The following is a 16,801-nucleotide window of genomic DNA, read 5'->3' as shown; positions in this document are numbered from 1 at the left end:
TGTGGGGCGGATCAGGCGAGTTCCAGGATCGCCTCGACCTCCACCGCCGCGCCGCCGGGCAGGGCGTTCACCCCCACCGCGCTGCGCGCATGCCGCCCCGCCTCGCCGAAGGCGGCGACGGCCAAGTCGGAGGCGCCGTTGACCACCGCGGGCTGGCCGCCGAAGCCGGGCGCGCTGTTCACATAGCCGGTGATGCGCAGCACCCGCGCCACCCGGTCGAGATCCCCGCCCGCCGCCGCCCTGGCCTGGGCGAGCACATAGAGGAAGCAGAGCGCGGCGGCCTGCTTCGCCTCCTCCACCGAAATCTCGGCCCCCACCTGGCCGACCGGATGGATCTTTCCGTCCTTCCAGGGCACCTGGCCAGAGACGTAGATCGTCTTTCCGCTCACCGTGAAGCCGACATAGTTGGCCACCGGCGCGGCGGGCTCCGGCAGGGCGAGGCCGAGGGCGGCGAGGCGCGCTTCCACGTTCGACATGGCGATGTCCTTCCGGCGTTCAGGCGGCTGGGCTCAGCCCGCCGAGGCGACGACGCGCAGGCCGCGCCGCCGCTCGGGCGCGCTGGGCAGGTCGAGCGGCAGCAGCGGCGCGGGCTCGGGGCTGCGGGCGGGGGCGCCCTCCTCCCCCTCCGGCTGGGGCAGGGCCGCGCCCAGATGGTCGAGGGCGAGGCGGCGGAAGGCCCAGTCGAGCACCGAGGTGGCGCGGGGGATGTCGGGGTCGCCCTCCACCGCGCCGGAGGGGCCGAAGCGGGTGTAGGCGAAGGCCTCCACGAACTCCGCGAGCGGCACGCCGCGCGCGAGACCGATGGAGACGGCCTGGGCGAAGGCCTCCAGCAGGCTGCGGGTGGTCGCGCCCTCGCGCGCCAGGCTGAAGGCGATCTCGCGCAACTGTCCCGCCTCTTCGGCGGTGCGCAGCGCCACGCGCTGCCCGCCGATGGTGACGTGCAGCGTCTGGCCGCGCTGGCGGCGCAGCGCGGGGCGCGGGGCCGGGGCGGGGCGCGGGGGCGCGGGCAGGGCGACGGGGGCGGGGGCCGGGCCGGAGAGGAAGGGGGCCACCGTCTCCAGCATGCGCCGGCGCGCCGCCTCGCCGACGGGCGCGAGCAGCCGGGCCACCTGGCCCTCGGGGCAGCGGCGCGCGGCGCGGGTAGGCACATCCACCACGCCCGAGGGCGTCTCGACCGCGCGGGTCGCGCCCGGGGCGGGGGCGATGCCGCCCGTCTCGGCCCCCAGCAGCGCCTCGGCGGCGTCCGGGGGCGCGAGGGCCACGATGCTGCGGTGCCGCAGCCCGGGCGAGGCCATGGCGGCGTCCAGTGCCGCACGGGCGGCGGCGGCCAGCCCGGGCACGGGCGTTTCCGCCGGGGGTTCGGGCCAGATCAGCGCCACCGGCTCGCGCGCGCCGAGTCGCTCGGCCAGCCGCCCGCTCTCGGCCTCGGCCGCACCCCGGGTCAGCGCGGCGAGGGCCGCCGCCGCCTCGCGCGCGCCCGGGCTGTCATAGGGAAGGCCGAGCCCGGCCAGCCAGCCCGCGAGGTCGGCGAAGCCGAGCCGCAGCCGCGCCGGTTTGCCGGCGGTGGCGCAGTCGAGGAAGCGCAGGCCGAGCGCGCAGGCCTCGGCATAGCCCTCGATGTCGAAACCGCCCTCGGGCTCCAGGAAGGCGGGCAGGTTCAGCACGAAGCGGGGCTCGGCCTTGGCCTCGCCGCGCCAGCTCTCGGCCCCGGGGGCGCCGCGGCGGGTCAGCAGCAGGGCGCGCCAGCCCTCGGCGAGGCGCGGGGCCTCGCGCTCCGTCACCAGCCCGGCCTTGCGGCCGCGCGCCAGCGCCGCGCCGATCCACGCCTCGGCGAGCCGGGGCAGGGAGGCGGGCCCCGCCCCGGGGGCGAGGGCGGCCAGGGCGGCGGCAGCCTCCTCCTCCCAGCCGATGGGCAGGGCCACGGCGCGGGGGGGCGCGTCGGGGTCCGCGCCGATGCGGGTGCGCCGCAGCGCCACCCCGTCCCAGAGGGTTCCACGATAGCGGGCCATGGCGCGAGGCTAACGCGGGCGCGCCCGGCCGGGAAGCCGGATGCGGTGTCCGATCCGGGGCTGACCCACAACATCTTGTGGATAACGCGCGGCCACCCCCGGTTGGACCCCGGCGCGGGACTGTGGGATACTGAAGCCATGTCCGCGATCGAGCTGCTGACCACCCGCCTCTTCGCCCGCAAGGTCGGGCAGGACCAGTTCGGCAACCGCTACTACGAGTCGCGGCGCGTGGAGCCGGTGTACAACCGCCGCCGCCGCACCGTGGCGCTGGCGAAGGGGCTGGACAGCTCCTCCGTGCCGCCGGAGTGGCACGCTTGGCTGCATCACCTGACGGATGCGCCCCTGCCGCCGCCGAAGCACCCCTGGCAGAAGCCGCACCAGCCCAACCTGACCGGCACGCCCGGGGCCTGGCGCCCGGCCGGGCACGACTATGCCGGCGGCCGCCGCCGCCCCACGGGGGGCGACTACGAGGCCTGGACGCCGGGCGCCTGAGGCGCCATCTGCGCGCGATGAACAGGATCCGCCGATGAAGGGCCGCAACCTCGCGGAGGTGATGATGGGCGCGGTGGTGCTCGCCACCGCCGCCGTCTTCCTCGGCTACGCCATCCTGCTCGGCGGCCGCGCGCCCGTCGCCTCCGGGATCACCCTCACCGCCGCCTTCGACCGGGTGGACGGGCTGACGGAGGGGGCGGATGTGCGGATCGGCGGGGTGAAGGTGGGCAGCGTGACCGGCCTCGCCATCGACCCGCAGAGCTTCCAGGCCGTCGCGACGCTGCGCGTGCGCTCGGATTTGCGCCTGCCGCGCGATTCCTCCGCCGAAATCCAGTCCGAAGGGCTGCTGGGCGGCCGCTATGTCGCCATCGTGCCGGGCGGTGCCGATGCGGTGCTGGCCGATGGCGGGCGCATCACCGAGACCCAGGGCTCCATCAGCCTGGAGAGCCTGCTCGGCCGCTTCATCTTCTCGGTGACGCAGATGAATGGCGGCGGCGGCGCGGGCGGGGGCGAGGCCCGGCGATGAGCGCCGCGCCCGCCCTCTGGCCGGGCGCCGACGGCCAGCCCATCGCCTGCCGCGAGAAGCTCAAGATGCTGGCGGAGAACCACGCCGAGGCCCGTCAGGTGCTGCAGGACGCCTTCGAGGACGCGGTGCTGATGGGGGTGGAGGAGGGGGCGATGCGCCGCATCCTCCATGAGCTGGTGGACTCCCTCGAAAGCCCCCGCCGGCGATGAGCCCTGCTCGCATTGTCCTGGCCGCCCTGCTGCTGCTCGCCCCCGGCCTCGCCTCCGCCCAGGGCTGGGTGGAGCGCCGCACCGGCCAGATCCAGGCCCTCGACAAGGTGACGGCGCGGGTGACGACGCTCACCGCCACGGTGGGCCAGCCGCTGCGCTTCGGCACGCTCACCATCCTGCTGCGCGCCTGCCACGCCCGCCCGCCCGACGAGGTGCCCGACGCCGCGGCCTTCATGGAGGTGAGCGACAGCCTCGCCCCGCCCGGGGCCGGGCCCGTCTTCCGCGGCTGGATGTTCGCCGAGGCCCCGGCGGTGAACATGCTCGAGCACCCGGTCTATGACCTCCGGATTCTGAGCTGCCGGTGATGCGGGCGCGGCGCTTGCCCCCGGCGGCCCCCGGGCCTACCTAGTGGGGGCGAGGCGGCCCGGTGCGTCAGGCAACAGACATCCCCGGGGCCAATACGCAACTCCTGGGAGCTGGCGCTGGCCGGATCGTGGTCCGGTCATCTGGCGCCCACCTGCTTATGGCAGGCCTTGGGAGGATGCAGACGCCAACGGCCAGGGCGGCCTCGCGCCCACCCTTCCGCCTCGGGCGAGGGCGGGGCGGGTCAGCCCTTCTCGATGCTCAGCCCTTCTCCAGGCTTTGGGCGAGCCCCTCGATGCGCTCGGCGATGCGGCTCAGCCGCTCGGCGAGGCGCGGATCGGGCTGGGGTTCGGGCGGCAGCGCGAGAAGCTGCGGCGCGGCGGCGGCCTGGGCGCCCTGGGTGCGCAGCCGGGCGAGTTCGATGCGCAGGTCATTCGCCTCGTCGGCCAGCAGCAGGGCCACGTGCAGCAGCATGCGCGCCTCGCTGAACTGCCCGCCCATGGCGCGGATCACCCGCACCTTCTCCTCGATCTGGGCGATCAGGTCCTGGACGTGCTGCTCCTCGCCGTCCTTGCAGCCGATCGTGTGGCTGTAGCCGTTCACGCGGACCGTCACCTGCCCCATCGGCGCGCCTCCCTGCCGCTCACCGCCTCACCCTTCGCCCGCATCGAGGGCCGCGCGCAAGCGCGCGAGCGTTTCGTCGAGCCGCTGCGCCAGCGCCTCCAGCTCCGCGCGCGGGACCATCTCCGGGTGCGGGGCGGGGCTCGGGCCGGGCGGCGGGGAGGGGGCGGTCAGGCGCTCCTCGATGGCCAGGATCAGGCGCTCCACGGCGGCCTCCAGCCGTTCGGCGGCGCGCAGCGTGATGTCGTCCTCGGCCAAACTCGTCTCCCGGCGGGGCCTGTCGCGCGGCGCAGCGGCCCCCATCGCCCTGCAAGAGCGTTGGCATGACGCCGGGCGAGGGTCAACCGCGCGCGGTGATCGCCCATGCGGCGGCCGAGGTGGCGCAGGTGCTGGCGCTGGCCGGGGAGGCGCCGGTGCGCTTTCTCTCCGCGCCCGGGGCGGCGGGCTATCTCGGTGTGGCGGGATTCCGGGCGCTGCTGGAGGCGGGCGGCGGCTGGGGGCGCGGCGTGCTCGACGCCGGCGATGCGCCGGGCCATGCGCTGGCCGCCCTGCGCGCGGGCTTCGGCGAGGCGGTGCTCGATCCCGCCCTGCCGGCCTTTCCCGCGCTGGAAGCGGCCTTCGCCGCGGCCGGCGCCCGGTTGTGGCCGGCCGCCCCCCCGGCGCTCGACCTCGCGCGGGTGGATCTCGGCAAGCCCCAGGGGCGGCGGCACCTCGCGCGCTGGCTCGGGCTTCCCGGCGCGGAGCAAATGGCCTAGCACACCGCGCGAACGCCCCCGGCCCGCCCGAAAGGAGACGCCATGAAGCTGACGCGGAAGGTCAAGGAAATCCTCTCCTGGTACGAGAGCGACAATCCCGGCACCAAGGCCAACCTCGCCCGCATCCTGATGACCGGGCGGCTGGCCGGCACGGGGCGCATGGTGATCCTGCCGGTGGACCAGGGCTTCGAGCACGGGCCGGCGCGCAGCTTCGCGCCCAACCCCCCGGCCTACGACCCGCTCTACCACTTCGAGCTCGCGATCGAGGCGGGGCTCAACGCCTATGCCGCGCCGCTCGGCATGATCGAGGCCGGGGCCGCCACCTATGCCGGCTGCGTGCCGACCATCCTGAAGGTCAACAGCTCCAACAGCCTCTCCACCACCAAGGACCAAGCGGTGACGGCGACGGTGGCGGATGCGCTGCGGCTCGGCTGCTCGGCCATCGGCTTCACCATCTATCCGGGCTCCGAGCACCAGTTCGAGATGATGGAGGAGCTGCGCGAGCTCGCCGCCGAGGCGAAGTCCTGCGGCCTGGCCGTCGTGGTCTGGTCCTATCCGCGCGGGCCGATGCTGGACAAGGTGGGCGAGACGGCGCTCGACATCTGCGCCTATGCCGCGCACATGGCGGCGCTGCTGGGCGCGCACATCATCAAGGTGAAGCCGCCCACCGAGGCGATCTCGCTCGACGCCGCGAAGAAGACCTACGAGGCGAACCCGGTGGAGGTGAAGAACGCCGCCGCGCGCATCGCCCATGTCGTGCAGTCCTGCTTCGCGGGGCGGCGGCTCGTGGTGTTCTCGGGCGGCGAGGCCAAGAGCAGCGCGGCGCTGCTGGACGAGGTGCGCGCCATCCATGCCGGCGGCGGCAACGGCTCCATCGTCGGCCGCAACGCCTTCCAGCGCCCGAAGGAGGAGGCGCTGAAGCTGCTCTCGGACATGATCGAGATCTACCGGTCGAGGGTCTGAGACAGAGGGCGGTCACGCCGGACGGTATCGCGCACGCCGGGTTGCCACCGCCCAACGCGGCAGGCCGCGTTGGGGCCCGGTGGGGCGGCGGCGTGCCGAAACAAGGGCATACCAGCGGCCGCGCCGGCTTCTCAGAAGTCGACATCAGCGGCCGCTGGCATGAGACGGAGGGCGGCTTCGCCGCCCCTCTCGTCAGAACGGGACAGCCTCGCCCCGATGGTCGAAGAAGCCCCCGGTCTCGGCCGGGGTGAGCCGGTCGATCACCGCGAGCAGCCGCCCCGCCGCCTCCGCGGGGCTCTGCACCTCGAGCCCCGCCTTGGAGAAGGGGGCCGAGAGCGGCGTGGCCACCGTGCCCGGATGCAGCGCGACGAGGATCTGCTGCGGGCGCGTGCGCGCCGCCTCCACCGCCGCGGTGCGCAGAAGCTGGTTCAGCGCCGCCTTGCTCGCGCGATAGGCGTACCAGCCGCCCAGCCTGTTGTCGGCGATCGAGCCCACGCGCGCCGAGAGCACGGCGAAGACCGCCCGCCCCTCGCGCGCCAGGCGCGGCAGGAAATGCTTCATCACCAGCGCGGGGCCGGTGGCGTTCAGCGCGAAGGCATGGGCGAGATGCGCCGCGTCGAGCTCGCGCAGCGCCTTCTCGGGGCGGAAGCGCGCATCGTGCAGGAAGCCCGTGGCGCAGAGCACGAGGCGCAGCCCCTCGCCGGCATGGGCGGCGGCGGCGGCGATGCTCGCCTCGTCCAGCAGATCGAGCGGCGGGTCGCTGCGGCGCGAGAGGCGCAGCACCGGCTCGCCCCGCGCCTGCAGCGCATCGGCCAGCGCCGCGCCGATGCCGCCCGCCGCGCCGATGACGACGCAGCGGGGCGCCGCGCCGGCCGCATCAGTCGGCGAAATCCGGCTGCTCCTTCATCAGGATGCGCTTGATGCTCTCGAGGTGCAGGCGCGCGCTCTCGCGGTCGCCCTGGCGCATCTGGGCGGCGGTGGCGCGCGCCACCGCCTCGGGCACGGGCTTGAGCGGGCGGCCCGTGCTCATGGCCAGGAGCTGCGCCTGGGCCGCGCGCTCGAGGTAGTAGAGGTCGTCCCAGGCCTCGGCGATGGAGGGGCCCACCACCATCACGCCGTGGTTCTTCATGAACACCACATCCGCCTCGCCGAGGCTCGCGGCGATGCGGTCGCCCTCGCGCTCGTCGAGGGCGAGGCCGTTGTAGTCCTCGTCCACCAGGGTGCGGCCGTAGAACTTCAGCGCCGTCTGCCCGGCCCAGACCAGCGGCGGCCCCTCGAGCATGGCGAGCGCGGTGGCGTGCGGCATGTGGGTGTGGAAGGCGGCGCGCGCGCGCGGGTGCTTCAGGTGCAGCCGCGCGTGGATGTAGAAGGCCGTCGCCTCGGGCACGCCGCTGCCGGCCACCACGCGCCCCTGGAAATCGCAGATCACGAGGCTCGAGGCCGTGACCTCCGCGAAGGCGTAGCCATAGGGGTTGACCAGCATCAGCTCCTCGCGCCCGGGGACGACGACGCTGAAGTGGTTGCAGATGCCCTCGTGCAGGCCGAGCTTCGCGGCCATGCGGAAGCAGGCGGCGAGGTCCACGCGCGCCTGGCGCACCTCCGGGCGGTCGAGGTCGCTGTTGGAGAGCAGGGCGGGTCCGGTCGTCAGGGCATGGGCCATGCGTCAGGCTTGCCCGAGGCGCCGGCCCCGCGCAAGGCTTCGCGCGCGGCCGCGCCGGGCCTATCCTCGGCCCATGCAGACGAACCAGACCATCAACGCCGCCCGGCTGTGGGACAGCCTCATGGCCATGGCCGAGATCGGCGCCACCCCCAAGGGCGGGGTGAAGCGCCTGACGCTGACCGAGGTGGACAAGGCCGGCCGCGCCCGCTTCGCCGAATGGTGCGCCGCCCTCGGCCTCAGCCTGCGGGTGGACGCCATCGGCAACATGTTCGCCCGCCGCGAGGGGCGCGACCCCGCGCGCCCGCCGGTGCTGATGGGCAGCCACCTCGACAGCCAGCCCACGGGCGGGAAGTTCGACGGCGCGCTCGGCGTCATCGCGGGGCTCGAGGTGATGCGCACGCTGAACGATCTCGGCATCGAGACCGAGGCGCCCATCGAGCTCGTGAACTGGACCGACGAGGAAGGCAGCCGCTTCGGCCATTCGCTGATGGGCAGCGGCGTCTGGGCGGGCGTCTACACGCTGCCCAAGGCCTATGCGCTGCGCGACGTGGAGGGCGTGAGCGTGGAGGAGGCGCTCGACTCCATCGGCGCCAAGGGCCCGCACAAGGCCGAGCCCTTCCCGGCCGATTCCTATTTCGAGCTGCACATCGAACAGGGCCCCATCCTGGAGCGCGAGGGCAAGACGATCGGCATCGTCACCGGCGCCCAGGCCCAGGTCTGGTACGATGCGGTGATCACGGGGCAGGACGCGCATGCCGGCACCACCCCGCCCTCCGCGCGCCGCGACGCGCTGGTGGCGGCCGCGCGCGTCATCGCCCATGTGGACGCGCTGATGCGCGCGCGCGGCGAGGAGGGGCGCGGCACGGTGGGCCAGCTCCAGGTGCTGCCGAACAGCCGCAACGTGGTGCCGGGCGAGGTGCGCTTCTCCGTCGAGTTCCGCCACCCCGCGGATGCGGAGATCGCGGGCCTGGCCGAGAGCTTCCCCGCCGAGGCGCGCGCGCTGGTCGAGGCCACGGGCTGCCGGATGGAGCTGACCGAGCTGTTCCGCATCCCCGCCCAGCCCTTCGACCCGGACTGCGTGGAGCTGGTGCGCCGCGCCGCGGCGAAGCTCGGCCTGCCGGCGCGCGAGATCATCTCCGGCGCGGGGCATGACGCGGTCTATGTGGCGCGGCGCGTGCCCGCGGCGATGATCTTCACCCCCTGCAAGGATGGCCTCAGCCACAACGAGGCCGAGAGCATCCTGCCCGAGGAGGCCGCCGCCGGCTGCCAGGTGCTGTTCGAGGCGGTGCTGGCGCGGGCCAACCGCCCGCTCTGAGACGGGCGGCCACGCCGGCCTTCTCAGCGCCCCGCCAGCTCCAGCGTCAGCTTGCGGCGGATGGCCTGGGGGAAGCGCGCCCAGTCCTCGGCCAGCATGGCGAAGCCCGTGCCGGTCACGGCGTGGGTGCGCAGCCATTCCGCCGCGTCCGGCGCGCCGACGCCCAGGGCGTTGATCACCACCCCGCGCGCCTCGGCCGCCGCGCGGGCGGCATGCACCGGCGCCTCGGGCGCCTCGCCGTCGGTGGCGAGGTCGATCACCTCCTGCTCGGCGGCGCAGGGCGCCTCCTCCAGCGCGCGCAGCGCGGCGAAGAGCGCGCCTCCGATGTCGGTGCCGCTCACCTCGCCGCGCGGGGCGGCGCGCAGCGCCGCGGCGAAGGCCCGCGCGTCCTCGGCGTCGCGCAGAAGGCGCCAGCCGAGCATGGGCGTCACCCCGTCCGAGAAGGCCAGCGCGGTGACGGCCACGCCGCCGTCGCGGCCGATGGCGCGCAGCACGCCCTCCTCCTCGAAGGCGGCGGCGGTGGCGTCGCGCTGCAGCGCCCATTCGCCGGGAAGGATGCTGGCGGAGGCGTCGAGCAGCAGCACGAGGGCGACGGCGCAGCCGATCATGACAGCAGGCTCCGGAAGGAGGGGATGGCGTCCTCGGGCGGGGGCAGGGCCAGGGCGTCGCCGAGGAAGGCGATGAAGCTGTCGGCGTGCCAGGCGCCGTTGCCGCGCCGCGTCTGCACCAGGCCCCAGGGGTCGGTCGCGTCGCGGCTCGGGCGCAGCGAGCCCGCGTTGTAGGCGATGGCGACCAGGGGCGGGTCGAAGCCCGTGGGGGTGCGGCCCGAGAGCGCCTGGCGGCGGATATAGGCCGCCCCCGCGGCGATGGAGGTGGCGGGGTCGAGCAGCCGCGCGCGATCGAGCCGCGGATCGCCCAGCGCCTCGCGCGCGGTGGAGATCAGCGTCTGCATCAGGCCGGGCGAGACGCGGTGCGGCGTCTCGGCGTCGCTGACGAAGCCCGGCTCCTCGCGCACCGCCTCGGCGCGGCCGCCCGATTCCGTCAGCGCGGTGGCGAGCAGCAGCTCGACCGGCACGCTGAAGCGGCGCGCGCCCTCGGCCAGCGCCGTGCCGTGGCGCTCCCAGCAGGCGGCGGCGAGGCGCGGGCCGCCGGGGCTGCGGCGCGCGGCCGGCTCGCCCTCCACCTCCACCCCGGCGGGGGTGAGGCGCCAGCGCAGCCGTCCCTGCCCCACCGGCGGGCCGTGCCATTCGGTGAGGCGGGGCAGGAAGGGGCGCAGCGTCTCGGCCCAGGGCCGCTCGCGCGCAAGGCCGGGCTGGGCCATCAGCCGCGCCCATGTGATCGGGCCGATCACGCCGTCGGGCGCGAGGCCCATGCGGCGCTGGAAGCGGCGCACCGCCTCGGCCGTCATCGGGCCGAAGACGCCATCGGGCTCGCCCGGGGCCTCGCCCGCGCGCAGCAGGGCAAGCTGCGCCTGGCGGACATCCTCGCCGCGCGGCAGGGGGAAGCGGAAGGCGAGGTCGCGCTGGAAGGGGGGCGTCATGGGGTGTCTCCGCAGCCGGGAAGGGAGGCGATGCGCCGGGCGAGATCGGCCGCCTCGGGCGAGCCGGGCGGGGCGGCGGCGCGGCCGGCGCGGGCGATGGCGCAGGCCTCGGCTTCTTTTCCTATCGCGGGACGCGACAAGATCAGCGCGGCGCGGGCGCGCCACCTCCCGGCGCGCTCGGGGGGCGCGGCGGCGGCGGCGGCGAGAGCGAGGCGCGCCTCCGCCGCCGCCTCGGCCGGGGGCAGGAAGGCCGCGCGGCAGAGCCGCGCCTGGGCCTCGCCATCGGCCAGGGCGGGATGCGGCGCCAGCGCCCGGGCGGCGGCGTAATGCTCGGCCGCGCAGGCGAGATGGGCGTCGCTGCCCGGGCAGGCCGCGCCGGGCGCGCGGTCGCGGAAGGCGAGGCTCAGGCAGGCCTCGGCGCGGCGAGCGTGCAGCCGGGCGCAGGCGGGATGCCCCGGGGGGCAGGAGAGGGGCTCGGCCGCGATGGCCTCGGGCGAGGCCCTCTCCCAGCGGGCGAGCTGGGCGAGCGGCGGGTCGAGCACCGCGGCCACGGGGGCGCAGCCGGCCACCGCGCCGGCCGCGAGCAGGGCGAGGAGGGGCTTCATGGCGCAAGCTCCGCCAGCAGGGGCAGGGGGTCGCTGTGGCTCTCGCGCAGCTCGGCGGTGAGCAGGGCGAGGGCCTCCACCGCGGCGCGGGATTCCGGCGTGGGCGGGGCGGGCAGCACGGGCGGCGCGCCAGGGGCGGGGCGCAGCGCGGGCGGGGCGGATTGCAGCGCGGCGGCGACGCGGCCCGCGAGCTCGGGCGTCACGTCATGGGCGACCGCATCGGCCAGCAGGGCGGCGCGGAACTCCTCGAGGCCCTGGCGCGCCTCCTCGGGCGAGGCGAAGCCCGGGAAACGGGCCCAGAGGCGCTGGGCCGCGTCCTCGCGCAGCGCGGCGTCGAGCAGGGCGGGCAGGAAGCCCGGCTCCGCCGCGCGGGCGGCGAAGAGGCGGTGGAAGATCGGCGCATCCGCAAGGCGCAGCGCGGCGGATTCGGGGGTGATCGCGCCCGGCTCGAACAGGGCGGGGTCGAAGGGCGCCTCCATCAGCCGGGCGCGGAAGCGCCGCCAGGCCCCGGCGCCGAGATTCCAGCCGATGCCCAGCGCCAGCGCCACCGCGCCGAGCGGCCCGCCCGCGAGGGCGGGAAAGGCGGGTGCGGCGGCGCGCAGCAGGGCGGAGAGCGGGCCGGAGGCGCCCGTCAGCCCGGCCAGCGCGGCGGCGAGCGGCGCTTCCTCCGCCGCCTCGCCCAGGCTGCGCGCCCCGGCCAGCGCCTGTTCGGCGGCGGCGAGCGCCGTCTCGGCCTCGCGCGGGATGAGGCCCGCGGGCAGGGCGGGGGCGAGGCGCTGGAGGATGATCCGCGCCACCCCCGCCTGGCGCTCCAGCCGGGCGAGGGTCTCCGCGAGGCGGGCGGGGTGGGCGGCGGCGGCGGCCTCGGCGCGGGCCGCGGCCTCGCGCGCGCGCAGCTCCTCGTTGGCGCGCAGCTCGGCGTTCAGCGCCTCGCCCAGCCGGCGGGCGGCCTGGGCCTCGGGCGTGGTGGAGCGCGCGCCGAAGTAGTAACCGAAAACGCCGGCGATGATGCCGTTCACATAACCCGCCACCGCGTCGTTCAGCCCGAGCGACTGGCTGAACAGCAGCAGCGGCAGCCCCACCACGCCGACGATCAGGGCGAGCAGCGCGCGCACCGTGCCCTCGGGCAGGGCGAGCGGCAGCTCGTGCAGCGCGGCCATCTGGGCGGGGGTGGTGGCGGGGTCGCGCAGCAGGGCGAAGCAGCGCGCGGCGAGCCACCACAGGAAGCCGGCGAAGCCGAGCCCCACGCCGAAGACGAGCAGCGCGACCAAAGCGGGCGCGGAGGCCAGCGCCTCGATCCGCAGGCCCATGGCGTGGGCGAGGGCGAAGGGCGCGAGCAGGGCAAGGCTGGAGAGGAGAAGGGCGAGGGGGAGGTGGAGCAGGCGCGGCACGCGGGGGGCCTCCGGGCGGGGAGCCCGAGAGGTGCCAGAATATCATCCTCGGATCAAGGAAAAAAATCCTCTATCCCTCGAACACACCCTCCCCCATCAGCCGCGCCACCGCCTCCGCCGCCGCCACACCCGCGCCGAGCCGCAGATTGTCCCCCACCGCCCACAGCGCCAGCCCGTGCTCCGCGCCCGGATCGCGCCGCAGCCGCGAGACGGTCACCACCTCCTCCCCCGCCACGTCGAGCGGCGTGGCGTAGCCGCCCTCCTCGCGCCGGTCGAACAGGGCGACGCCCGGCGCGGCCGCCAGCGCCGCGCGCGCCGCCGCCACCGTCACGGGCGCGGCGAAGGCGAGGTGCAGCACCAGCGCCTCGCCCACGAAGACCGGGGCGCGCAGCGCCGTGCAGCCCGCCCGCAGGTCGGGATCCAGCATCTTGCGCAGTTCGCGTGGGAAGAGCGCCTCCTCGGCCGTCTCCCCTTCCGCGTCGAAGCCGCCGGTCTGCGGGATCAGGTTGAAGGCGATGGGCTTGGGGAAGTGCTGCGGCGCGGGGATGTCGTTCACGAAGCTCGCGCGGGTCTGGGAGAAGAGCTCGTCCATCCCCTCCTTCCCCGCGCCGGAGGCGGGCTGCAGGCTCAGCGCCACCACCCGCTCGAGCGGCGCGAGCGCCATCAGCGGCCGCAGCACCAGGGCGGCGAAGAGCGCCGAGGGCTGGGGCAGCGCCGCGATCCGCCGCTTGCGCGCGCGCTTCAGGGCCTGCGGGTTCACGCCGGGCGCGAGCAGCGCCACGCCCGGCTCCAGCCGGAAGGCGGGCGAGAGATCGAGCACCCAGGCCCCGGCCGCCGCGGCGCGGGGCGCGAGCGCCCGCGCCTCGGCCGCGCCGCCCGCCTGGATCACGAGGTCGAGCCCCGAGAAATCCGCCCCCTCCACGCCCGAAAGCCGCAGCGTCCGCTCGCCGAAGCTCAGCTCCTGCCCCGCCAGCCGCGCGGGGCCGAGGGCGCGGATGTCCGAGACCGGCGGTCCCCGCTCGGCCAGGGCGCGCAGCACCTCCCGCCCCGCCGCCGTGTTCGCCCCCGCCACCGCGACGCGCAGCGCCCGCTTCACCGTCTTCGCCATGGCCGCCCCTGTAGCACCGCCGGCTTGATCGCGCGCCCCTCTGCCGCCATCCTCGCACAAGCCGGCGCCGGGCCGGCCCCTTGGGAGGATGCACCATGCGCTGGAAGACCCCGAAGATCGTCGAAATCTCCCTCGCCCTGGAAATCAACAGCTACGCCTGCGCCGAGATCGGCTGAGGCCCCTGGCCCGCGGTGAGCGCCGCGGGCCATATCCCTTCCGGCCATGCTGCGCGTCATCGTGCTGGGGGCGGCGGCCGGCGGCGGCTTCCCGCAATGGAACTCGGCCGGGCCGGGCTGCCGGCGCGCCCGCGCGGGCGATCCGGCGGCGCGGCCCCGCACCCAGGCCGGGCTCGCCGTGTCGGCGGACGGCGCGCGCTGGCTGCTCATCAACGCCTCGCCCGATCTGCGCCAGCAGATCGCGGCCACCCCCGCCCTGCATCCGCGCCCCGCCCCGCTGCGCAACTCGCCCATCGCCGCCGTGGCGCTGACGGGGGCGGAGGTGGACACGGTGATGGGCCTGCTGCACCTGCGCGAGCGCCACGCCTTCCGCCTCTATGGCGCGGCGCCGAGCCTCGCCGTGCTGGCGGAGAACCCGATCTTCCGCGCCCTCGACCCGGCCCTGGTGCCGCGCGAGGCGCTGCCGCTCGATCAGCCCCTCGCCCCGCGCGACGCGGCGGGCGCGCCGCTCGGCCTCACCCTCACCGCCTATGTCGTGCCGGGCAAGCTGCCGCTCTTCGCCGAGCAGGAAGGGGCGGACCCCGGGATGACCCAGGCCGGCGAGACCATCGGCCTCGCCCTGTCCGCCGGCGCGGGCACGCTGCACGTCATCCCCGGCTGCGCGATGATGACGCCCGCGCTCGCCGCCCGGCTGCGCGGGGCGGAGGCGGTGCTCTTCGACGGCACGCTCTGGACGGACGAGGAGATGATCGCCCTCGGCGCGGGGCCCAAGACGGGGCGGCGCATGGGCCATATGCCCATCTCTGGCCCCGGCGGCACGCTGGAGGCCTTCGCGGAGCTCGGCGTGCGGCGGCGCATCCTCATCCACCTCAACAACACCAACCCCGCCCTGCTGGAGGACAGCCCGGAGCGCGCCCAGCTCGCGCGCGAAGGCTGGGAGGTGGCGGAGGACGGCATGGAGTTCAGCCTGTGACGCCCCTTTCGCCCGAGGCCTTCGAGGCCGCGCTGCGCGCCGTCGGCGAGGAGCGCTACCACGTCCATCACCCCTTCCATCACCTGCTGCATGGCGGGAAGCTCACCAAGGGCCAGGTGCAGGCCTGGGCGCTCAACCGCTACTGCTACCAGGCCGCCATCCCGGCCAAGGACGCCTCGCTGCTCGCGCGGCTGCCCACGCCGGAACTCCGCCGGGAGTGGCGCCGGCGCCTCGTGGACCATGACGGCGACGGGGTGACGCCGGGCGGCGTGGAGCGCTGGCTGATCCTGACCGACGGCCTCGGCCTCGATCGCGACTACGTGACCTCCGAGGCCGGCGCCCTGCCCGCCACGCGCTTCGCCGTGCAGGCCTATGTGCGCTTCGTGCGCGAGGCGAGCGTGCTGGAGGCCATCGCCTCCTCGCTGACCGAGATGTTCTCGCCCGGCATCATCCGCCAGCGCGTCTCGGGCATGCTGGCGGGCTATGACTTCGTGAGCGAGGCCACGCTGGCCTATTTCCAGCCCCGGCTGACGCAGGCCCCGCAGGATGTCGCCTTCGCCCTCGGCTATGTGACGCGCCACGCCGACACGCGCGAGAAGCAGGAGGCCTGCCTCGCCGCGCTGCGCTTCAAGTGCGACCTGCTCTGGGCGCAGCTCGACGCGCTGCACTTCGCCTATGTCGAACCTCGGCTGCCGCCGCCCGGCGCCTTCCGCCCCGACCCGGCGCTGATGCCATGACGCCGCGCTTCGCCCCCGGCGTGCGGCTGCAGGAGGACAGGGCGCGCGGCCGCTGGATCGTGATGGCGCCCGAGCGCATGTTCGTTCCCGACGAGACGGCGCTCGAGGTGCTGCGCCTCGTGGACGGCGCGCGCGACGAGGCCGCGATCGTGGAGGCGCTGGCCGCGCGCTTCGACGCACCGCGCGAGGTGATCGCCGCCGATGTGCGCGCGCTGCTGGAGGACCTCGTCGCGCGCGGGGCGCTGCTGGGATGAGCCTCGAGCCGCCGCTCGCGCTGCTGGCGGAGCTCACCCACCGCTGCCCGCTGCGCTGCCCCTACTGCTCGAACCCGCTCGCTCTCGCCCGCGCCTCCGAGGAGCTTTCCACCGCCGAATGGGCGCGCGTCTTCCGCGAGGCGGCGGCGCTGGGCTGCCTGCAGGTGCATCTCTCGGGCGGCGAGCCCACGGCGCGGCGCGACATCGTGGAGATCACGGCCGCCGCGCATGAGGCGGGGCTCTACACCAACCTCATCACCGCGGGCGTGCTGCTGGACGCGCCCCTGATGGAGCGCCTCTGCGCCGCCGGGCTCGACCATGTGCAGCTCTCCGTGCAGGACGCGACCGAGGAAGGGGCGGAGCGCATCGGCGGCCTCAGGGGCGCGCAGCCTCGCAAGGCGCGCGCGGCGGCGTTGGTGCGCGCGGCGGGGCTGCCGCTCACCCTCAACGCCGTGGTGCACCGGCAGAACCTGCACCACCTGCCGGAGCTGATCGCCCTCGCCCTCGACTGGGGCGCGCGCCGGCTCGAGGTGGCGCATGTGCAGTATTACGGCTGGGCGCTCGCCAACCGCGCGGCGCTGCTGCCCACGCGCGCGCAGCTCGACGCCGCGACCGCCACCGTCGAGGCCGCGCGCGCCGAACACCGCGGGCGGCTCGTCATCGACTACGTGGTGCCCGACTACCACGCCAGCCGGCCCAAGGCCTGCATGGGCGGCTGGGGGCGGCGCTTCCTCGCCGTCTCGCCCGCCGGCAAGGTGCTGCCCTGCCACGCCGCGGAATCCATCGCGGGCCTCGTCTTCCCCGACATCCGCGAGACGAGCCTCGCCGCCGCCTGGGCCGAGAGCCCGGCCTTCGCCGCCTTCCGCGGCACGGGCTGGATGCGCGAACCCTGCCGCGGCTGCGCGCGCGCCGAGCAGGACTGGGGCGGCTGCCGCTGCCAGGCCTTCGCGCTGACGGGCGAGGCCGCGGCCACCGATCCGGCCTGCGCCCTCTCGCCGCAGCATCATCTGCTCGCCGGGGCGCTGGAGGAGGCCGGGACCGACCGCTTCATCTGGCGCGAGCACGGTGCGACGACATGAACCCCGGATGACGCGCCGGCCAGCA

Annotated in this window: 23 protein-coding genes and 1 other RNA gene; 13 read left to right on the top strand and 11 right to left on the bottom strand. The window is 75.7% G+C overall.

The window, feature by feature from the left end; translation table 11 throughout:
* Positions 1–11: 11 nt before the first annotated feature.
* Together H596_RS0109160 and H596_RS0109155 are read right to left on the bottom strand one after the other, a co-directional pair.
* A complete protein-coding gene (locus tag H596_RS0109160; RefSeq protein ID WP_027284634.1) occupies positions 12–476 on the bottom strand; it encodes a RidA family protein in 465 nt (154 codons plus the stop codon).
* A gap of 33 nt (positions 477–509) precedes the next feature.
* The gene (locus H596_RS0109155) at positions 510–2,009 is read right to left on the bottom strand and encodes a TSCPD domain-containing protein (protein WP_027284633.1); all 1,500 of its coding nucleotides are present in this window, start codon (positions 2,007–2,009) and stop codon (positions 510–512) included.
* Positions 2,010–2,147: 138 nt separating this feature from the next.
* Between H596_RS0109155 and H596_RS0109150 the strand changes: the two genes are divergently transcribed.
* The 5 genes from H596_RS0109150 to ssrS all read left to right on the top strand — a co-directional run bounded on the left by H596_RS0109150 (position 2,148) and on the right by ssrS (position 3,809).
* Positions 2,148–2,501 carry an NADH-ubiquinone oxidoreductase subunit NDUFA12 family protein gene (locus tag H596_RS0109150; RefSeq protein WP_027284632.1) on the top strand — a complete coding sequence of 118 codons (354 nt, stop codon included), beginning with the start codon at positions 2,148–2,150 and terminating at the stop codon, positions 2,499–2,501.
* A 34-nt stretch (positions 2,502–2,535) separates the two neighbouring features.
* Positions 2,536–3,027 (top strand): outer membrane lipid asymmetry maintenance protein MlaD, encoded by a 492-nt coding sequence (gene mlaD, locus H596_RS0109145; RefSeq protein ID WP_027284631.1) that lies wholly within the window; start codon positions 2,536–2,538, stop codon positions 3,025–3,027.
* Positions 3,024–3,236, top strand: a complete 213-nt coding sequence (locus H596_RS0109140; RefSeq protein WP_027284630.1) for a hypothetical protein — start codon at positions 3,024–3,026, stop codon at positions 3,234–3,236. The genes mlaD and H596_RS0109140 overlap by 4 nt, the downstream gene beginning before the upstream one ends.
* The gene (locus H596_RS0109135) at positions 3,233–3,601 is read left to right on the top strand and encodes a DUF2155 domain-containing protein (protein WP_027284629.1); all 369 of its coding nucleotides are present in this window, start codon (positions 3,233–3,235) and stop codon (positions 3,599–3,601) included. Before H596_RS0109140 ends, H596_RS0109135 begins: the two co-directional genes overlap by 4 nt.
* Positions 3,602–3,650: 49 nt before the next feature.
* Positions 3,651–3,809, top strand: a non-coding RNA gene (gene ssrS / locus H596_RS23375) — 6S RNA.
* 51 nt (positions 3,810–3,860) lie between these two features.
* On the opposite strand, the gene H596_RS0109130 is transcribed toward ssrS, so the two are convergent.
* A complete protein-coding gene (locus H596_RS0109130) occupies positions 3,861–4,223 on the bottom strand; it encodes a cell division protein ZapA (protein WP_027284628.1) in 363 nt (120 codons plus the stop codon).
* Positions 4,224–4,250: 27 nt separating this feature from the next.
* Entirely contained in the window at positions 4,251–4,478 is a 228-nt protein-coding gene (locus H596_RS0109125) for a hypothetical protein (RefSeq protein WP_027284627.1), read from the bottom strand.
* Between the two features lie 65 nt (positions 4,479–4,543).
* Here H596_RS0109125 and H596_RS20875 point away from each other — a divergent pair, with 65 nt between their 5' ends.
* Both H596_RS20875 and H596_RS0109115 read left to right on the top strand, forming a co-directional pair.
* Entirely contained in the window at positions 4,544–4,975 is a 432-nt protein-coding gene (locus H596_RS20875; protein WP_051212700.1) for a hypothetical protein, read from the top strand.
* Between the two features lie 42 nt (positions 4,976–5,017).
* Positions 5,018–5,938, top strand: coding sequence for a class I fructose-bisphosphate aldolase (locus H596_RS0109115; RefSeq protein WP_027284626.1), 921 nt, complete (start codon positions 5,018–5,020; stop codon positions 5,936–5,938).
* A gap of 192 nt (positions 5,939–6,130) precedes the next feature.
* Here H596_RS0109115 and H596_RS0109110 read toward each other — a convergent pair whose 3' ends face one another.
* Both H596_RS0109110 and H596_RS0109105 read right to left on the bottom strand, forming a co-directional pair.
* A complete protein-coding gene (locus tag H596_RS0109110; RefSeq protein ID WP_456307598.1) occupies positions 6,131–6,721 on the bottom strand; it encodes an SDR family oxidoreductase in 591 nt (196 codons plus the stop codon).
* 94 nt (positions 6,722–6,815) lie between these two features.
* On the bottom strand, positions 6,816–7,598 hold the full coding sequence (locus H596_RS0109105; RefSeq protein WP_027284624.1) for an aldolase: 783 nt from the start codon (positions 7,596–7,598) through the stop codon (positions 6,816–6,818).
* A gap of 73 nt (positions 7,599–7,671) precedes the next feature.
* On the opposite strand from H596_RS0109105, the gene H596_RS0109100 reads away from it, so the two are divergent.
* Entirely contained in the window at positions 7,672–8,913 is a 1,242-nt protein-coding gene (locus H596_RS0109100; protein WP_027284623.1) for a Zn-dependent hydrolase, read from the top strand.
* 23 nt (positions 8,914–8,936) lie between these two features.
* Here the strand turns inward: H596_RS0109100 and H596_RS20870 are convergent, their stop codons facing one another.
* From H596_RS20870 to H596_RS0109070, 5 genes are all read right to left on the bottom strand, one after another.
* Positions 8,937–9,521 (bottom strand): DUF1194 domain-containing protein, encoded by a 585-nt coding sequence (locus H596_RS20870; protein WP_051212696.1) that lies wholly within the window; start codon positions 9,519–9,521, stop codon positions 8,937–8,939.
* A complete protein-coding gene (locus tag H596_RS22875; RefSeq protein WP_051212693.1) occupies positions 9,518–10,453 on the bottom strand; it encodes a peptidoglycan-binding protein in 936 nt (311 codons plus the stop codon). The genes H596_RS20870 and H596_RS22875 overlap by 4 nt, the downstream gene beginning before the upstream one ends.
* A complete protein-coding gene (locus H596_RS22870) occupies positions 10,450–11,058 on the bottom strand; it encodes a hypothetical protein (RefSeq protein ID WP_027284622.1) in 609 nt (202 codons plus the stop codon). The genes H596_RS22875 and H596_RS22870 overlap by 4 nt, the downstream gene beginning before the upstream one ends.
* The gene (locus tag H596_RS0109075; protein WP_027284621.1) at positions 11,055–12,449 is read right to left on the bottom strand and encodes a hypothetical protein; all 1,395 of its coding nucleotides are present in this window, start codon (positions 12,447–12,449) and stop codon (positions 11,055–11,057) included. The genes H596_RS22870 and H596_RS0109075 overlap by 4 nt, the downstream gene beginning before the upstream one ends.
* Positions 12,450–12,519: 70 nt before the next feature.
* The gene (locus H596_RS0109070; protein ID WP_027284620.1) at positions 12,520–13,557 is read right to left on the bottom strand and encodes an aspartate-semialdehyde dehydrogenase; all 1,038 of its coding nucleotides are present in this window, start codon (positions 13,555–13,557) and stop codon (positions 12,520–12,522) included.
* A gap of 95 nt (positions 13,558–13,652) precedes the next feature.
* Here H596_RS0109070 and pqqA point away from each other — a divergent pair, with 95 nt between their 5' ends.
* From pqqA to pqqE, 5 genes are read left to right on the top strand one after another with little or no spacing between them, the layout of a single operon-like run.
* On the top strand, positions 13,653–13,733 hold the full coding sequence (gene pqqA / locus H596_RS24975) for a pyrroloquinoline quinone precursor peptide PqqA (RefSeq protein ID WP_037300679.1): 81 nt from the start codon (positions 13,653–13,655) through the stop codon (positions 13,731–13,733).
* Between the two features lie 46 nt (positions 13,734–13,779).
* Positions 13,780–14,706, top strand: coding sequence for a pyrroloquinoline quinone biosynthesis protein PqqB (gene pqqB / locus H596_RS0109060; RefSeq protein ID WP_027284618.1), 927 nt, complete (start codon positions 13,780–13,782; stop codon positions 14,704–14,706).
* Positions 14,703–15,443 (top strand): pyrroloquinoline-quinone synthase PqqC, encoded by a 741-nt coding sequence (gene pqqC / locus H596_RS0109055; RefSeq protein WP_027284617.1) that lies wholly within the window; start codon positions 14,703–14,705, stop codon positions 15,441–15,443. Before pqqB ends, pqqC begins: the two co-directional genes overlap by 4 nt.
* Positions 15,440–15,697, top strand: a complete 258-nt coding sequence (gene pqqD, locus H596_RS0109050; protein ID WP_027284616.1) for a pyrroloquinoline quinone biosynthesis peptide chaperone PqqD — start codon at positions 15,440–15,442, stop codon at positions 15,695–15,697. Before pqqC ends, pqqD begins: the two co-directional genes overlap by 4 nt.
* The gene (gene pqqE, locus H596_RS0109045) at positions 15,694–16,776 is read left to right on the top strand and encodes a pyrroloquinoline quinone biosynthesis protein PqqE (protein ID WP_027284615.1); all 1,083 of its coding nucleotides are present in this window, start codon (positions 15,694–15,696) and stop codon (positions 16,774–16,776) included. The genes pqqD and pqqE overlap by 4 nt, the downstream gene beginning before the upstream one ends.
* The last annotated feature ends 25 nt before the right edge of the window (positions 16,777–16,801 follow it).

Origin of the sequence: Rubritepida flocculans DSM 14296, from assembly GCF_000425365.1 — a bacterium.
Taxonomy (GTDB): Bacteria; Pseudomonadota; Alphaproteobacteria; order Acetobacterales; family Acetobacteraceae; genus Roseococcus; species Roseococcus flocculans.
This window is presented reverse-complemented; position numbering and strand designations above follow the sequence as displayed.

Coding starts and splice junctions, on each gene's coding strand:
- H596_RS22870 (WP_027284622.1), bottom strand. CDS start 11,058: ATGAAGCCCCTCCTCGCCCTGCTCGCGGCCGGCGCGGTGGCCGGCTGC.
- H596_RS0109160 (WP_027284634.1), bottom strand. CDS start 476: ATGTCGAACGTGGAAGCGCGCCTCGCCGCCCTCGGCCTCGCCCTGCCG.
- H596_RS0109070 (WP_027284620.1), bottom strand. CDS start 13,557: ATGGCGAAGACGGTGAAGCGGGCGCTGCGCGTCGCGGTGGCGGGGGCG.
- H596_RS0109150 (WP_027284632.1), top strand. CDS start 2,148: ATGTCCGCGATCGAGCTGCTGACCACCCGCCTCTTCGCCCGCAAGGTC.
- H596_RS22875 (WP_051212693.1), bottom strand. CDS start 10,453: ATGACGCCCCCCTTCCAGCGCGACCTCGCCTTCCGCTTCCCCCTGCCG.
- H596_RS0109105 (WP_027284624.1), bottom strand. CDS start 7,598: ATGGCCCATGCCCTGACGACCGGACCCGCCCTGCTCTCCAACAGCGAC.
- H596_RS0109135 (WP_027284629.1), top strand. CDS start 3,233: ATGAGCCCTGCTCGCATTGTCCTGGCCGCCCTGCTGCTGCTCGCCCCC.
- mlaD (WP_027284631.1), top strand. CDS start 2,536: ATGAAGGGCCGCAACCTCGCGGAGGTGATGATGGGCGCGGTGGTGCTC.
- pqqE (WP_027284615.1), top strand. CDS start 15,694: ATGAGCCTCGAGCCGCCGCTCGCGCTGCTGGCGGAGCTCACCCACCGC.
- H596_RS20870 (WP_051212696.1), bottom strand. CDS start 9,521: ATGATCGGCTGCGCCGTCGCCCTCGTGCTGCTGCTCGACGCCTCCGCC.
- H596_RS0109155 (WP_027284633.1), bottom strand. CDS start 2,009: ATGGCCCGCTATCGTGGAACCCTCTGGGACGGGGTGGCGCTGCGGCGC.
- pqqD (WP_027284616.1), top strand. CDS start 15,440: ATGACGCCGCGCTTCGCCCCCGGCGTGCGGCTGCAGGAGGACAGGGCG.
- H596_RS0109140 (WP_027284630.1), top strand. CDS start 3,024: ATGAGCGCCGCGCCCGCCCTCTGGCCGGGCGCCGACGGCCAGCCCATC.
- H596_RS0109100 (WP_027284623.1), top strand. CDS start 7,672: ATGCAGACGAACCAGACCATCAACGCCGCCCGGCTGTGGGACAGCCTC.
- pqqB (WP_027284618.1), top strand. CDS start 13,780: ATGCTGCGCGTCATCGTGCTGGGGGCGGCGGCCGGCGGCGGCTTCCCG.
- H596_RS20875 (WP_051212700.1), top strand. CDS start 4,544: ATGACGCCGGGCGAGGGTCAACCGCGCGCGGTGATCGCCCATGCGGCG.
- pqqA (WP_037300679.1), top strand. CDS start 13,653: ATGCGCTGGAAGACCCCGAAGATCGTCGAAATCTCCCTCGCCCTGGAA.
- H596_RS0109115 (WP_027284626.1), top strand. CDS start 5,018: ATGAAGCTGACGCGGAAGGTCAAGGAAATCCTCTCCTGGTACGAGAGC.
- H596_RS0109130 (WP_027284628.1), bottom strand. CDS start 4,223: ATGGGGCAGGTGACGGTCCGCGTGAACGGCTACAGCCACACGATCGGC.